This window comes from Dictyobacter aurantiacus (assembly GCF_003967515.1).
Classification (GTDB): Bacteria; Chloroflexota; Ktedonobacteria; order Ktedonobacterales; family Ktedonobacteraceae; genus Dictyobacter; species Dictyobacter aurantiacus.
Map to the genome: position 1 here is coordinate 3,965,964 of NZ_BIFQ01000001.1, position 14,590 is coordinate 3,980,553.

Below are 14,590 nucleotides of genomic sequence, written 5' to 3' on the forward strand. Positions count from 1 at the left end.
GCGGTTGGTCGTTTTTCTCTATTGTTATGATGGCACGTCAGGTGTGAGAGTGTCCAGTATGACCGCCTTATTCCTGATCGTCCTGAGAGGGGTGCGCCTGTGTCCCGGTGATGGTTTCTACCTGGCACAAGGCGATCGTATCTGGATCGCCTCCGAGCTCCTCGAACAGCGTCAGGATATTTTCTTCCTGTAGCCACTCCTGCGGCAAGTGATAGTAGCGCTGGGTGGGAGCATCGGTATTCTGGGCAAAGATGATATTCTTCTGCCAGGACTCGGGCTCGCCAGTCGCTGGAGTCAGCCAGTAGCGTCCGATGCAGCGACCATTGAGCCAGGCCAGACCCTTCTGCATGCCGTTGAGATCAACGACAAAGGCTCCCTCACTCTGTGGACGCCTGAACGCTAGCTGCCACCAGCGCAGGGGTTGATTGATGTCCTCAGAGCTTTTCTGCTGCCATGTAACCAGTGCCGAGCCTGCTCCAAACAAGGCACCCTGCTCACCAAGCAGTCCTGGCAGCATCGACCACTCGCCCTCCAGGACCGTGCTATTCCAGCGCGCATGGCCCCAGAGTCCTTTGCGCTCCTCAACCATGTTCGCATCAATCATCCAGTCTCCCTTGATCAGACCCACGGCGCAGCTCAAAATGGACAGCTCATGCTGACCGGCCGCTAGCGAGAGGTTGAAGGATTGGGTAAAGGCCGGACCCTCGAAGGAGCCGCGCCCTTCCAGCAGTGGCGTTGGTGAGGTGGCGGCGAATTGACCGTCCACGAAGATATGGGCCACGTCCGCGAAGCCGATCAAGGAGAGGGTGCCCTCTGCCTCTCCGCTTGTTGAGAGGGTGGTGCTATACCAGCAATAGTCGCTACGGTCATGGGTCAGCGACAGTTGTTCAACGGGCCGAGGCGCCGTGACAGCATACTGTAGCGCGTCAGGTCGCTGTGTAGGCAACGGTTCCGCATACCACGTGGTCCGCGTAATGGCTTGCTCCACCGGTTGATAGGTCAGCTGCAGCGTATGAGCCGCATCCACCTCGGCCGTGTTATAGAGAATGGTGCCATCGCCGACCAGCAGCACAGAGTGCGCCGGCAGCTCTATCTTCTCCTCTCCCAGTAGACAACTAGCGGGCAGGGGAGCATCGTTGCACAGAAAGGTCAGTGCCTGCGTCTCGCTGGCATAGGTATAGGCCCATTGCTGTTCCCCCAGCGGCTGTGGCTGTGGCCGTTCCTGTTCCAGCAGCAGCCGGGCATAGCGATGGAGGATCTGGTGCAGATCGGCCAGGTGGCGCGACTTGGTGGTAGGCTGACCAGATTCGTTGAGCGGGGCATTGAAATCATAGCTGGTCGTTTGCAGATACATCGCCTCGCGCCCAAAATTAGTGCCCCCATGCCACATATAATAATTAACGCCCGTACCCCCGGCGGCGATGAAGCGTGCCACACCATACGCCACATCCTGAGGCGTGCGAATATGGTGGGGATAGCCAAAGGTATCGTACCAGCCGGGCCAATCCTCGGTCCAGATAGCGGGCTGATCCGGATGGTTGAGCGCATGCTGTTCAAGCATGGGATGGGCATAGAAGCCATTCATCGTCTCGATGGCCCCTTCGGCGGCCCCCACGCACATAACCAGCGGTATCCCCATGTTAAGCGACTGCCCCAGTTCGCTGACCCAGCGCAGATAGCGTTGTCCCTCTGCCCCGTAGCGTCTGGCGATATTCTCATACTCATTTTCGAGCTGGGCCAGAATAATCGGTCCCCCATGGGAAGCCAGCAGAGGACGGATATAATCGACCAGGAAGCGCACCCAGCGCTCCATCTCACGCATGAACGGCTGGTTATAGGTGCGGAACGCGATACTCGGCACCTCGCGCAGCCAGGAGGGCAGGCCACCATAATTGGTTTCCGCGCAGATATATGGTCCGATGCGCAGAATCACATGCAGGCCATACTGTTCCGCCAGCTCACAAAAATAGAACAGATTCAGGCGATCCGAAAAATCAAACACCCCCTGCTCCCGCTCATGCAGATTCCAGAACACATAGGTCTCAATCGTATTCAGTCCCGCCTCTTTGCTCTGGCGCATCAATTCCGGCCACATCGCGGGCGTACTGCGTGGATAGTGGATCGCTCCACTCACAATCAACGTACGCTCTCCATTGATGAGGATCGCCCGCGCATCGTAGCTCACCGCTGCAGGTATCTCCATAAAAAATATGTCCCTCTCTTCTCAACCCATAACGAAGCCTGTCACCTGGCATGGCTCGTGTTTTTAAAACTCTATAACTCATCTACGTTTGAGGCGGTCATAAAGCGTCTTTTTGTGCGGAACATTATTGAGGGAGCGTGGGCGCCCGGGAACGTGGCCGCTACGCGGCAAGCCCGGGCAAGCCGGGCACCTACGGCGGCGGCGATGACGGGCGCCCGGGACGTTATCGTTTGGAGAGCGAGGAGCAATAGGAGCCGGCGGTATGGTTGAGGTGGGCCACTTTGAGGGCGACCGCTTCGTTCTCATCTACCTCGGGTCGGAGCGCGGGTGAGATATGCCATTGGAACTGGTCCACGTTGGGATAGCGGGCGGCGAAATGGCGCAGGGCGGGTGGAATCAGGCGCAGGCGGCGATCGATCCATTCGCGATCCCAGGGACCATCTTCAAGGATCTCTTCGGCGGCGCGAAACTCGTAGTAGATGGTGCGGCGCAGGGCCTTGCCCTCGACCTCTTCTGACCCATGTACGACCATCACATCGTGCAGCAGCACATCGCCGGGTTCCATCTCCACCACGATCGCCTCGGGCGGATTCCAGCCCCACTGTTCGGTCAGCGCGCAGAGATCCTGGCGCTGGCTCTGCGTCTTTGGAATGACGTGCAGGGCACCGGCATCGACGCGCGAGGCATCCAGATAGAGATCAAAGTTGAAGATGCGATGCTTGCGTGGATGGACGGCATCCTGATGCCAGGGAATCGCGGCCCCATCGTCCTTTTCTTTGAAGACCATCGATTCATAGGTTGGCACAAAATCGGGTCCGCACAGGCTCTCAGCCACTCCCAGCACAGCAGGACTGCCCAGCAACTCCAACGAGGCCGCCTCCCCTTTATTGTGCACATAGTTTACCCGGAACATGACGCGTCCATGTTCCCGCTCGGCAAATGCATAGTCCTCATACAAAGGATCGCTGGCATCGATACTATTACCCTTCTCGATCCAATGCTCACCAGCCTCCTGCAGCCGTTTCAACAGATCCTGAGGGATCCACTGCCGCAGAATAAGATAGCCATGCTCATCAAAAAAGCGGATCTGCTCCTCGCTCAAATGATAGCCACCATTCCGGGGCGTCGTGCCGGTTGTGTGTTTGTTCGCGGTAGTCATCGAGTACTCCTCTCGTGTACAACTCTGTATTGCTATGAGCTTCTACTCCAGACTATACTTGATAGAATGAGAATAATCGTCTCACTCCGAACGCCATTTGTCTTAGATCCTAAGGTTTGTTCATATGCCATCAGAATTATTGAATACTGATATGACCGTGCTGGGTCTGGCGCATGGGCATATGCATCCGACGTTGATGCCGAGCGCGCATCGGCACAATGAAGTGGAGCTCAACTTTGTCGAGAGCGGCGCCATGACGTATCTGTTTGGGGGCGCTCGCGTGGTGGTGCGGACTGGCCAGCTAGCTTTCTTCTGGGCCACGCTACCCCACCAGGTTATCCAGGTGCGGGAAGAGACCCGCTTCCACTGGCTGACTATCCCTTTCTCATTTTTTTTACAGTGGAGGGTACCAGCGCACTTTCTGCAGCGCGTGCTGCGCTGTGAGTGTCTGGTAGGAAGTGGTGAGCCCACGTTATTGCAACCACAATTTCAACAATGGCGTAGCGATCTGCAGGCCAAAAGTGAAGAACGCAATCAGATCGTGCTGCTCGAAGTGGAGGCCTGCATGCGTCGCCTGGCCTTAACCATAGCCACGGCCGGCGATAGCTCATATGCGGAGGATGTGCAGCATGTAGAGCCGCGCGTACTGAGCAAGATCGAGCAGATGACCTGTTTTATCGCCGAACACTATGCCGAGCCCTTGCATACGCAGGATATCGCTGATGCGGCCCATCTGCATCCTAACTATGCCATGAGCCTGTTCCGCAAGCACGTCGGCATGAGCATGCTCGATTACATCACGCGCTACCGACTCGCACACGCCCAGCGGCTCCTGATCACCACCGACGCCAACGTGTCCGCCATCGCGCTGGCGGCCGGTTTTGGCTCCGTGAGCCGCTTCTACAGCATCTTCAAAGCCTCATGTGGTCTGCATCCCGCAGAGTATCGCGGCGGTCTGCGACTCCCCGTCTTCGCCGAAGAGCACTGATGAGGTATAGCGCTTCTTTGCCTTATGGTGTATAATATTTCCTTGGCCGTGTAAAGATTTTGCAGGGCAGAACGAATATCACAGGGGAGCGCATTGTATCAAACAATCTCCTATGATATACTATTGCAGTATTCTCAGGGCGGATCGAACAGCAATCACTGGTATTGAGCGCTCTACCGACAGCAAAAGATGCGGTAGATTGTGCTGATAGACCAACCGATTACGCGCCGGGAACAAAATGTGGACTACATTTGTTCTAATGTGTAGAAGCCACAGAACAAGACTTCTAACAAGACAATTTTAGGCGAAAGGGGAATATCAACAATGCCTAAGAAGGGTGAACTTTCAAAAACCGCCCGTGCTTCGCTGGCGAACCGCGAGGCCGTTAATCATCAGACCCGCCACATCTGCGCTTCTTGTAACGAGCCAATCTGGCTGATGGATCTGTATCCAGTGAAGGTTATGGGTAAGGGCATGTCCTATTACCACAAGGACCACTACAAAGTACAATAAAAAAAATTTGAGAAACGGGCTTCCACATAGTGGAAGCCCGTTTTTTATATGTCTGTAGAGTTTGGTTTCGCGCCTTCGGCCCCTGACTCTACGCGCCTACGGCGCTCAAAAAGTTTTAATAATATGAGCCGGTGCAAAAAATGCGCGTCCAACGCGCGTTTTTTGCACCGGCTCATATTATTAAAACAAGGGCGGTCGCGTATGCGGACGCCCGTGCGGGGGCGCTCTGGTTCCCGAAGCGCTGGGAATGGCGCCCATTCCCAGCGCTTGACAATCCCGGCGTGAACTGGCACAATCGGCAGCATGAGCGATGGAAAGAATAGTTGATACACTCTGCAAATGCTGGTACCTCTCTTGGAGCTTGTCCTTTGTATAAAACGGCCTGAGTGACATTCCATTTTGCCAGGGTGAGAGGAGATGTGTGCATGGCACAGACAACGAAAGCTGAACATACCCGGGAATCGAAACAGACTTCTGATGTCACTACCGTAGCCTTTCAAGGTGAGCTTGGGGCGTTCGGGGATGAGGCTGTACGTGAGTATTTTGGTATCCAGTTGCAGACCAACGCTGAACCGGTTCCCTATCGCATATTTGCCGATGTCTTTCACGCCGTCGCGGCGGGCGAGGTCGATTATGGGCTGGTCCCGGTCGAAAACTCACAGGCGGGCAGTATCAATGATGTCTATGATCTCTTGCGCCAGCATGACCTGTTTGTCATCGGCGAGATCGGCCATCCCGTCAACCATTGTCTGCTGGCGCTACCGGGACAACAGATCAGCGATATCAAGCGCGTCATCTCGCATCCGCAGGCCCTGGCGCAGTCGGATGTCTTCCTGCGCGAGCTGGGTGCCGAAATCGTCGCCACCTATGATACCGCTGGCAGCGCCAAGATGGTGCGTGAAGAGCAGCTGGTCGGGGTAGCCGCCGTAGCTGGCGCCGCTGCCGCCGAGATCTACCAGCTGGACATTCTGGCCCGTGGCATCCAGACCATCAAGGACAACTACACACGCTTCATTGCCCTGGGACGCGAACCGGCGCCACGCCGCGAAGGCGAGGCCAAGACGATGCTGGTCATGGCGACCGCGCACCAGCCGGGCTCGCTCAACCGCTGCCTGGCCTTTCTGGCCGATAACCAGATCAACCTGCTCAAGCTGGAGTCGCGACCCTCGCGCCAGCGCGCCTGGGAATACGTCTTCTACCTGGACTTCGAAGGACACCGAGAAGATCCACACGTGCGTAAGGCCCTGGCTAAACTGGCCGGCCACACCACCTTCTGCAAGGTTCTTGGCTCCTTCGCGCGCAGCATCTAACCATCCAACCGCGCGTTATCCTCTGTAAAAAGAGGCTGGCCGTTCTCCAGATACACGATTTGCCGCATCTCAAGCGCGCGAACCGCGTGTGGTAAACGGCCAGCCAGGTTGCTAGAGAGTCTGGGAAGCGCCTCCTCTAGTGGGACAAAGGTATAATCACTGAGCTCCTCCTCCTGGAGTTTGATGACCGCGATCTGCTCCGGCGTAAGCATGCCGCCATAGAAGATAAACTGGATCGACTCATTTTTACTGCCCACGCGCGTAAGATACTCCACACACAACAAGCGCTCCAGGGCAATGCTGAGCCCGATCTCCTCTTCAATCTCGCGCACACAGCCCATGTGAGGCGCCTCATCTATCTCGACGGTTCCACCGGGAAGCAGCCAGTTGTCCACATAGGTTGGATTAACAATCAATATATTCCGCGCCTGGTCCAGAAATAATGCTGCCGCGCCGATTCTTTTGCGCGGCAGCGACGCATAAAAAGCAGCCTGGTCTAACATATCCTCTCCTCTTCTTCAAAGTTGCACATACTTTTTTGCCGATTAAATAGAATGTGTCAGATGTTCCTCTTGCTGGCGCGCATAAGCACCCCCTTACAGGCGTTTGCATGCGCGGCCGCTATAATGTATATGTCGTGTCGAATGCTGCAAATGATGCGCACTGCGCATCATTTGCAGCATTCGACACGACATATACACATAATTGTGTGCACCGCAGGCACGCGAACTCAAAAGAGGTATCCAGACAATGGATACCTCTTTTGAGTTCGCGCATACATGCTACCGTTAACGTTTGATGCGCAGTGTGCTGGTGAAGTTCGCGGCCAATTCTTCGTAGGCCTCGGCGTAATATTCCTCAACGCGGCCCGCGTCGCAGAGCGTGGTCAGCGAGGAATCGATCGGCAGATTGCCCAGCAGAGGGGCGCCGGTCATCGAGACCAGTTCGGTGCCATTGCTGGGACCAAAGATCTCGTAGCGCTCACCATTGGGGGTCTCAAAATAGGACATATTCTCAACTACACCCACGATCGAGCCCTTTAGCTGCTGCACCATATTGATACACTTCATCACGATCATCGTTGCCAGCATCTGGGGCGAAGAAACCACCACCACACCATCCAGCGGCAGAGCCTGCATCACCGTCATCGGCGCATCGGATGTTCCGGGAGGCAGATCGACCAGCAGATAGTCCAGATTACCCCAGTCCACATCGCTATAGAATTGCTTGATGGCGCTAGAGATCATCGGGCCACGCCAGACCACGGGATCGCTCTCCTTTTCAAGGAACATATTCATCGATACGATTTTGATGCCGCCCTTACTGCGCAGGGGCTCGATGCCACCGTTAGCCGACTTGGTCGGCTGGCCCTTTGTGCCGAACATACGAGCAATACTTGGACCGGTGATATCACCATCCAGGATGCCGACCTGCTGACCCTGGCGACGCAGGGAGACAGCGAGCAGACCGGTGACCAGCGACTTACCGACGCCACCCTTACCACTCATGATAGCGATCACCTGCTTAATTTTACGATTGGGATCGCCGGATGCCATGGTCAATGGCACACCGCGACCTACAGGTGCCTTCTTCGGTGCAATAGATGTTGGCTCACCCTTGGCAGCAGCGTTCAGATCCTTGATCAGCAAATCCAGCTTCTCCGGAGAGAAACGATGGGTTCTGGCACCACCCGCCACGCTCTCGCGCGCCCCCACTGCACAGGCGGTACAGGGGAGACCATGTCCATGAAAGACCTTCACGGTTGCAGGGAATCTGGTCACCACATCATGTATCACCATGTCGGCTGTAATAGTTTCCGCCATGTTACGTATCCTCATGTGCAACAGAGGACACAGCGTTCTCTGTTGCTCTTTTCTGTAGAAAGATAATAATAATGAACTCTTCTATAGGTACATAGAGAGTGGTTAATTCCGACTTGCGTACTCAGATATTATAACACACCACGGTGAAAAGTGACTATAGTGATGAAAAAAAAAGTGCCGTCGCAGGAAGGGGTGAGCTGAATTGCATGTCACAGGTGGTTATGCTATGATGAGCGCACTGTCGCATAATACATTATTGGTCCACAAAGGAAGCAGAAGAGATGGAAACAGAGAACGAATTTACCTATTTCCAGCAGGTCACCATTTTTCGTGGGCTGGGCGAGGATGAGATTCAGGAACTGGCATCGGCGGCCAGGAAGAAAACCTTTCGCTCAGGAGAAGTTATTTTCCATCGTGATGATCCTGGACAGGTGATGTACGTCATCAAAGAAGGTAAAGTCAAAATCTGCCTGATCAGCCCCGACGGGCAGGAGATCTCATTAATTGTGTTTGGCAAAGGCGATTATTTCGGTGAGTTCGCTTTACTGGATGGGCTTCCACGTTCAGCTGATGCCATCGCCCTGGAAAAAGTCGAATGCTATACCTTGCAGCGCAGCGATTTCCACAAAGCCATCATGAAGAATCCCAAAATCGCTATTCGGGTGATGGAGGTTCTCTGCGAGCGCCTGCGTAAGACGGACCAGCAGGTCGAGGACCTGATCTTCCTGGACGTGTATGGGCGTGTGGCCAAGAAACTGCTCGAACTATCGGATACCCACGGCAAGAAGGTCGAAGGCGGTATTCGTATCGAAGTACGACTGACACAGCAGGAACTGGCATCGATGGTCGGCGCGTCGCGTGAAAGCGTCAACAAAGTACTGGGTTATTTCACTGACAAAAAATATATCAGCACGGACAAGCATCGTATTACCCTGCATCGGGTAGCAGATCTGGAGCGGCGCATCTACTAATCCGCCGACTTGTACTTTTGGATGTTGTGTTACCTCGCCCTTCAACGATCCGTTTCATGATGTCAGGTACATGTTTTCACGTATGTCTAGTATGCGTTGAAGGGACAGTAGACTTTTGGAGAATGTGACTATAAACAAAGACGGTCAATCTGTAGTAGAGGAGAATGAGCAGACTCTATCCACCCCCACTGTGGAAACTCCCGATCCGACGCCTGCCAGCTTTTTTACCCGGCTAAAAGCCCTGATTGCACTGATGAGGCCAAAGCAGTGGACGAAGAATGGCGCTGTCTTTATTGGTCTGGTGTTTGCCAGTGAGTTGTTTCATCTCTACCCACTAATACGAGCGATTGTAGCCTTTATAGCTTTCTGTTTGGTTTCCAGTACTATCTATGTTTTAAATGATCTACTAGATATCGAAAAAGATCGCGTGCATCCCACCAAGCGATTCAGGCCCCTGGCCTCGGGTGTATTACCAACCTCCTGGGCCAAAGCGACCCTGGTTGTCTTGCTTGGTATGTGTGCCGTGCTTACTTTTCTACTCTTCTTGATCCCATCACCACCTGATATATATCGTTCGCTCGGGGGGGCCAACGTCCTTTTTGCCCTCAGCATTGCCGCCTATCTGGTCCTGATGATTCTGTATAATACTCATTTAAAGCATATAGTGCTGATCGACGTTTTTTGTATCGCGGCCGGTTTCGTCTTGCGTATCATTGCGGGCACCGTCGTAATCCCGGTCGTCATCTCGCCCTGGCTCTACCTGGTTACCTGTTTCCTCTCACTTTTCATGGGATTTGGGAAGCGGCGCCACGAATTAGTACTACTGCAGGGCCAGGCGGGTAGTCATCGCAAGATCCTTAAAGAGTATAGTATTCCTATGCTAGACCAGATGATTACTGTGGTGGTTTCTGGTACATTAATGTCGTATAGCCTTTATACGGTCCAGGGACAGACTGGCAATCATCGTCTCATGATTACCGTTCCCTTTGTATTGTATGGAGTATTTCGTTATCTCTACCTGGTCTATATGCGTATGGACGGAGGAAGTCCTGATGAGATACTCTTGCGTGACCGCCATATACTGGCAGCCGTTTTGTTATGTGTTATCACTGTCATAACTGTTCTTTACCTGCTACCACAACCATAGTTATGGAGCATCTGTTTGTTTACTCGTAAGATACGTATCGGTATTATATGTTCACTTGTACTGGCCTTTATAGTGATCGTCGCGATCTCGCTATATGCGGATCTGCCGCACATGGTGGAGGCGCTTACCCATTTTCGCTGGGTTTATATTCCGCTCATTTTAGGATGTACCCTGGTGAATTACGCCGGGCGTTTCATCAAGTGGCAGTATTATCTGAAGCGTTTGCGGATAGAGATCTCCACAAAGGAAAGCTTATGGATTTTTCTGGCGGGTCTGTCGATGGCAATCACCCCTGGAAAAGTAGGCGAGCTCTTGAAGTCCTATCTTCTTAAGCGCTCGACGGGGGCGCCTATCAGTCGGACCTCTCCTATTATTGTAGCGGAGCGACTGAGTGACGGCATCGCGATGTTAGGACTGGCGGCGGCGGGCCTCTTTCTGTATGGTATCGGTTGGGAAATTCTGCTTCTATTGCTAATTCTGGGCGTAGTGGGGATTATCCTGATCCAGAATCGTTCATTGGTCCTGACCTTACTTCAAAAGAGTGAGCGCCTCCCTCTCATGTCCAGATTTATCCCTTTGGTACGTGCATTTTACGAGAGCACATACACGCTGCTTCAATGGCGGCCATTACTGCTGGCCATCGGCATTGGTCTCATTTCCTGGTCAGGGGAATGCGTCGCGTTATATTTTGTCTATAGTGGACTGAGTATTGCCGCAGGTCCCGAGCTCTTTGTTAAATCTATGTTCATTTTAGCGGTTTCCACGCTGATCGGATCAGCGTCTGGCTTACCGGGCGGTCTGGGTACTGCTGACGGTAGTATGCTGGGTCTCACCCGCCTGCTGGTAACAGCATCGGCCACGTTGGCCGGTGCGGCAACCCTGCTGATTCGTCTCTGTACGCTCTGGTTCGGCTTGCTGGTCGGCATGATCGCCCTTGTACGCATTCGCTGGACGCAACGCCACCAGAAACTGGATCTCTGGGATAGTGACTGGGATGAACAACAGAAGCAGCAGGGCAAATCGCATAGCTACACACGATGACCTGGCGGTACGGCAGCATCCACGAGCACAGGAGAAATGTTTGTATGAAAACCTTGATTATTATTCCGACGTATAACGAGTACGAGAACCTGCCTCCCCTCCTGGAGACGATCTTCTCGTACGCACCGCAGTCAGATATTTTGATTGTTGACGACAACTCGCCCGATGGTACGGGTCAGCTGGCCGATAAGTTCGCGGCGGAAGACCCACGCGTCCATGTGCTGCATCGCGCGGGCAAGCTGGGTCTGGGTACCGCTTATGTGGCCGGTTTCAAATACTCGATCGAGCATAACTACGATGCCGCCTTCGAAATGGATGCCGACTTCTCGCATGATCCCAAATACCTGCCAGATTTCCTGAAGGCCATCGAAAACGCGGACCTGGTGATTGGTTCCCGTTACATTCCTGGTGGTAGCACCCCCAACTGGTCCTTTGGGCGCCGCTGCATTAGCGGATGCGGAAACATTTTCGCACGCTTCATGCTGGGCATTCCTGTCCATGATTGCACCGCTGGCTTCCGCTGTTATCGTCGCGAAGTGCTGGAGAGCATCGATCTCGATACCATTCAGTCTCAGGGCTATGCCTTCCAGGTGGAACTGGCGTACCGCGTCATGAAGCAGCGCTTCCGCATCACCGAAATTCCCATCACCTTCATGGATCGCCGCGTCGGTAAGTCCAAAATGTCGCGCAAGATCGTTATCGAGGCCTTTACCTTCGTTATTCGGGCACGTCTGGGCAGAGTGCCGATGCCATCGCCCGCGCTGCGCAAAGAGACCAGCCGTGTCGAGGTGGCTCAGAAGTAGTCTCTATCTCCGGCAGAAGAATAAGCGTTTGCTGCTCATTGAGGTGGTGAGCGCTTATTTTTTATGTCGTTCTATTTGTGTTTTAGCGTCTTTCGATCTACGCGCATGGACTTGTAGCGGCGCGAGGACTTTCCCTTCCTGGGAGGGGAGGGGGTGTTAAACTCTTCGTTATCCTGCTGATATTTATAGGTCGGATCGATACCATAGACGCGGCGCATCTCCTGGCGATACTCGGAGCGCTGGAGCACATCCTGTGGAGCGGCATTGAGAGAGGAGACCAGGCCACGGGTTGTCAGGGCATGACCACCTTGCTCGATCACGCTGCGCTTGACCTCACCATCGTCGCTATACATCATCACCTCCACCCCTTTATCATTAGCCTCCGTCGCCAGCCGGGCGATGACACTATCGGCGGTCTCCCCATATTTCGAATAGATGACGCAGATATGATCGATATGTTGCATCTGTTCGCGTCCCCCCTTGCCATCAAAGACCACCACCACACGATCGGTCGTATTGCGATAGCGATTCTTCAACTGCTTGATCAGCAGGTTGCGTGCCTCCGCCTGGCTCTTCCCCTCCACATACTTGAACATCGCGTTATTCTTGATGACATTGTAGCCATCGACTAAGATATCAAACCCCATAGCATATATACTCCAATATCAGGTCGCTGCCCATTCAAGCACACGCCAGACACGGATAAAATGATGATACGCTGTCTGGTTGCTCATGAGCATAGTCCTCTTCTCCTTTGAACTGAAACATCAGCAAATCTGGTAATACTATCTATTGTACCTTACTTTGCGCTGATTGACAGCAGCGCGTAACCATTCAGGCTAACACTGGGACGCCGGGGTGGGTGATCCAGTCACCACAGCTGCATAGTTAGATTACGCGAAGTGCGCGCTCATGGATGAAGTTGCCGGATCAATTGCCAGAGGTAGGCCAGTTCGGCCCGAATATTGAGATGTAGAAAATGCTCGATGGTGGTATTGGCTGTACTGGAGAAGATGGACGTCACGACCAGAGCGAGAATGGCCAGCAGCAAGATCAGGAGGACGATCGTCACCAGGGACTCCAGCGAAAAGCCCGCTTTCCTCTCCACCTCGTCACCGGATCTGTGCGGCACCGGCTTTTCTGGTTTATCCAGTGCGATGGTCGTTCGGGGACGTGGGGGACGCGTGGCGATCTCATCGATGGTCAGGTTCTTCCTATGCTCGCGCACGGCCGCATCGTGCTGTCTGCGGACCGCCTGCTGGTGGGACGCGGTCCTCGCCGCAAAGCTGCCAGGAGGACGTGTCGGCAGACGCTCGATCCGCCATGCCGCCTCATCATCCCGTATTGACTCTCTACCAGTGCTGTGATGGGTTGGCGGCGGAACGAGCTGAGCGCTGATCGCGCTCTGCATCGGCAGCGTCTCAGCCGTATCAACCGACGTCATCGCCTGGAAGCGACCCGGCTTGATACACACCAGGCGTACCGGGGTCGCGTGCTTGCGGCGCAGCTGCGCCTGTCGTGTTGTGGCGAAGAGCACACCCCGCAGCGGAGCCGTCTGGGTCCGAAAGGGCAGCCCCGCCTCCACGCAGCACTCTCCACACACCCCATGCACATTATCCCAGCACTGAGGACAGGCTGGTCGACGGCAGCGAAAGCAAAAATGACACATACTCATAAAGGCCGACTCCAGTGCCATCGGGGGAGCTTGCAAAAGATACTGATGTTCCTGCGACGGAGCGTACATTGCCTGGCAGATACGACACGAAATAGTCACCGGCAATCCTCCCTTCTGTCGCTTGCCGGCCGCCTCGGGGTCGGGCCTGGACAGTGCATGTGTCACGAAAGCCTCCAAAATAGCATATAGCGCCCTGACTGAATGAACTTCTGTTGTTATTATAACTTGTTTCAAACAATCCCTGTGCGCGAAAGTAAACAACCAGGCGTGTAAGCCCTTTTTCAATACAACGCTAAAAATTGGAAAAAACGCAGATCGCTACCAGATTCGGGGCAAAAACATTTGACATTGGCAGGCAAGTCTGGTATTATCTATTCACGCGAGGCGGTGCCAGGAGCACCGACAAGCAAACCCGGAGCCGTGGTGTAGTGGCCTAACATGTCTGCCTGTCACGCAGAAGATCGCGGGTTCGAATCCCGTCGGTTCCGCTGTCGCCACCGAGATGTGACAAGCGTCCCGGTGGCTTCTTTGTATTCCATTACCCCTTCAAGCATGCGCAAGACTGGTAAGAATGCCGGTCGCGGTGTGATTGCCGCAATCTCCTGTTGCTCCACATCGTAGCTAAGTCCCCCGGGTTCCAGGATAATCATGACCATCTCGCGCCGTTCTTCAGGTGTAGCAACATCCCATAATGCCGCCATACCAGGGAGATGTTCGCCAGCCTCAATCACCTCGTCGTATGTTACTCCGTTTACTTCTGGCACATCGAGTTTTTTGAGAGCCAGGGCAATGGCAGCCATTTCTCCTTCGAACCCCTCATCTTCAATATACCCTTCTCGGTGCTGCTTCAAGGTGCGTATTTTTTTGAGTCTCAATCGCTCTTTTTCACGCTCGACAGTTTCAGGGGTGGCCGTATGAGCAAATGCCTTTGCCAGCATGTTGTGACGTATCACCTCA

The 14,590-nt window shown here is 54.0% G+C and carries 13 protein-coding genes and 1 tRNA gene; 8 read left to right on the forward strand and 6 right to left on the reverse strand.

The features are described 5' to 3' along the window. Positions 1–67: 67 nt before the first annotated feature. Together KTT_RS16005 and KTT_RS16010 are read right to left on the reverse strand one after the other, a co-directional pair. Positions 68–2,203 carry a beta-galactosidase gene (locus KTT_RS16005; RefSeq protein ID WP_126596943.1) on the reverse strand — a complete coding sequence of 712 codons (2,136 nt, stop codon included), beginning with the start codon at positions 2,201–2,203 and terminating at the stop codon, positions 68–70. A 223-nt stretch (positions 2,204–2,426) separates the two neighbouring features. Continuing rightward, positions 2,427–3,362 (reverse strand): phytanoyl-CoA dioxygenase family protein, encoded by a 936-nt coding sequence (locus tag KTT_RS16010; RefSeq protein WP_126596944.1) that lies wholly within the window; start codon positions 3,360–3,362, stop codon positions 2,427–2,429. A 124-nt stretch (positions 3,363–3,486) separates the two neighbouring features. On the opposite strand from KTT_RS16010, the gene KTT_RS16015 reads away from it, so the two are divergent. From KTT_RS16015 to pheA, 3 genes are all read left to right on the forward strand, one after another. Next, entirely contained in the window at positions 3,487–4,350 is an 864-nt protein-coding gene (locus KTT_RS16015) for a helix-turn-helix domain-containing protein (protein ID WP_126596945.1), read from the forward strand. A gap of 324 nt (positions 4,351–4,674) precedes the next feature. Beyond that, positions 4,675–4,863 (forward strand): hypothetical protein, encoded by a 189-nt coding sequence (locus KTT_RS16020; protein ID WP_126596946.1) that lies wholly within the window; start codon positions 4,675–4,677, stop codon positions 4,861–4,863. Positions 4,864–5,288: 425 nt separating this feature from the next. After that, a complete protein-coding gene (gene pheA / locus KTT_RS16025; RefSeq protein WP_126596947.1) occupies positions 5,289–6,173 on the forward strand; it encodes a prephenate dehydratase in 885 nt (294 codons plus the stop codon). On the opposite strand, the gene KTT_RS16030 is transcribed toward pheA, so the two are convergent. Both KTT_RS16030 and KTT_RS16035 read right to left on the reverse strand, forming a co-directional pair. After that, entirely contained in the window at positions 6,170–6,676 is a 507-nt protein-coding gene (locus tag KTT_RS16030; RefSeq protein WP_126596948.1) for an NUDIX domain-containing protein, read from the reverse strand. The two genes, pheA and KTT_RS16030, sit on opposite strands and share 4 nt — an antisense overlap. Before the next feature lie 285 nt (positions 6,677–6,961). Next, complete coding sequence (locus tag KTT_RS16035) at positions 6,962–7,996, reverse strand: P-loop NTPase (protein WP_160145908.1); 1,035 nt, start codon at positions 7,994–7,996, stop codon at positions 6,962–6,964. A gap of 281 nt (positions 7,997–8,277) precedes the next feature. Between KTT_RS16035 and KTT_RS16040 the strand changes: the two genes are divergently transcribed. The 4 genes from KTT_RS16040 (at position 8,278) to KTT_RS16055 (ending at position 11,958) form a co-directional block, all read left to right on the forward strand. Further along, positions 8,278–8,967, forward strand: coding sequence for a Crp/Fnr family transcriptional regulator (locus KTT_RS16040; protein ID WP_126596950.1), 690 nt, complete (start codon positions 8,278–8,280; stop codon positions 8,965–8,967). Positions 8,968–9,091: 124 nt separating this feature from the next. Further along, positions 9,092–10,114 carry a decaprenyl-phosphate phosphoribosyltransferase gene (locus KTT_RS16045; RefSeq protein ID WP_235845846.1) on the forward strand — a complete coding sequence of 341 codons (1,023 nt, stop codon included), beginning with the start codon at positions 9,092–9,094 and terminating at the stop codon, positions 10,112–10,114. Positions 10,115–10,129: 15 nt separating this feature from the next. Continuing rightward, positions 10,130–11,155 (forward strand): lysylphosphatidylglycerol synthase transmembrane domain-containing protein, encoded by a 1,026-nt coding sequence (locus KTT_RS16050; protein ID WP_126596951.1) that lies wholly within the window; start codon positions 10,130–10,132, stop codon positions 11,153–11,155. A 44-nt stretch (positions 11,156–11,199) separates the two neighbouring features. Then, the gene (locus KTT_RS16055; protein WP_126596952.1) at positions 11,200–11,958 is read left to right on the forward strand and encodes a polyprenol monophosphomannose synthase; all 759 of its coding nucleotides are present in this window, start codon (positions 11,200–11,202) and stop codon (positions 11,956–11,958) included. 71 nt (positions 11,959–12,029) lie between these two features. Here the strand turns inward: KTT_RS16055 and KTT_RS16060 are convergent, their stop codons facing one another. Next, positions 12,030–12,605 carry an NYN domain-containing protein gene (locus KTT_RS16060; RefSeq protein WP_126596953.1) on the reverse strand — a complete coding sequence of 192 codons (576 nt, stop codon included), beginning with the start codon at positions 12,603–12,605 and terminating at the stop codon, positions 12,030–12,032. Between the two features lie 263 nt (positions 12,606–12,868). Then, positions 12,869–13,798, reverse strand: a complete 930-nt coding sequence (locus tag KTT_RS16065) for a hypothetical protein (RefSeq protein ID WP_126596954.1) — start codon at positions 13,796–13,798, stop codon at positions 12,869–12,871. A 249-nt stretch (positions 13,799–14,047) separates the two neighbouring features. On the opposite strand from KTT_RS16065, the gene KTT_RS16070 reads away from it, so the two are divergent. Beyond that, positions 14,048–14,121: transfer RNA gene (locus KTT_RS16070), tRNA-Asp, on the forward strand. Positions 14,122–14,590: the final 469 nt, after the last annotated feature.

Bases quoted from the DNA above. Each gene is read 5' to 3' on its own strand.
- KTT_RS16005 (WP_126596943.1), bottom strand. From the start codon at position 2,203: ATGGAGATACCTGCAGCGGTGAGCTACGATGCGCGGGCGATCCTCATC.
- KTT_RS16010 (WP_126596944.1), bottom strand. From the start codon at position 3,362: ATGACTACCGCGAACAAACACACAACCGGCACGACGCCCCGGAATGGT.
- KTT_RS16015 (WP_126596945.1), top strand. From the start codon at position 3,487: ATGCCATCAGAATTATTGAATACTGATATGACCGTGCTGGGTCTGGCG.
- KTT_RS16020 (WP_126596946.1), top strand. From the start codon at position 4,675: ATGCCTAAGAAGGGTGAACTTTCAAAAACCGCCCGTGCTTCGCTGGCG.
- pheA (WP_126596947.1), top strand. From the start codon at position 5,289: ATGGCACAGACAACGAAAGCTGAACATACCCGGGAATCGAAACAGACT.
- KTT_RS16030 (WP_126596948.1), bottom strand. From the start codon at position 6,676: ATGTTAGACCAGGCTGCTTTTTATGCGTCGCTGCCGCGCAAAAGAATC.
- KTT_RS16035 (WP_160145908.1), bottom strand. From the start codon at position 7,996: ATGGCGGAAACTATTACAGCCGACATGGTGATACATGATGTGGTGACC.
- KTT_RS16040 (WP_126596950.1), top strand. From the start codon at position 8,278: ATGGAAACAGAGAACGAATTTACCTATTTCCAGCAGGTCACCATTTTT.
- KTT_RS16055 (WP_126596952.1), top strand. From the start codon at position 11,200: ATGAAAACCTTGATTATTATTCCGACGTATAACGAGTACGAGAACCTG.
- KTT_RS16060 (WP_126596953.1), bottom strand. From the start codon at position 12,605: ATGGGGTTTGATATCTTAGTCGATGGCTACAATGTCATCAAGAATAAC.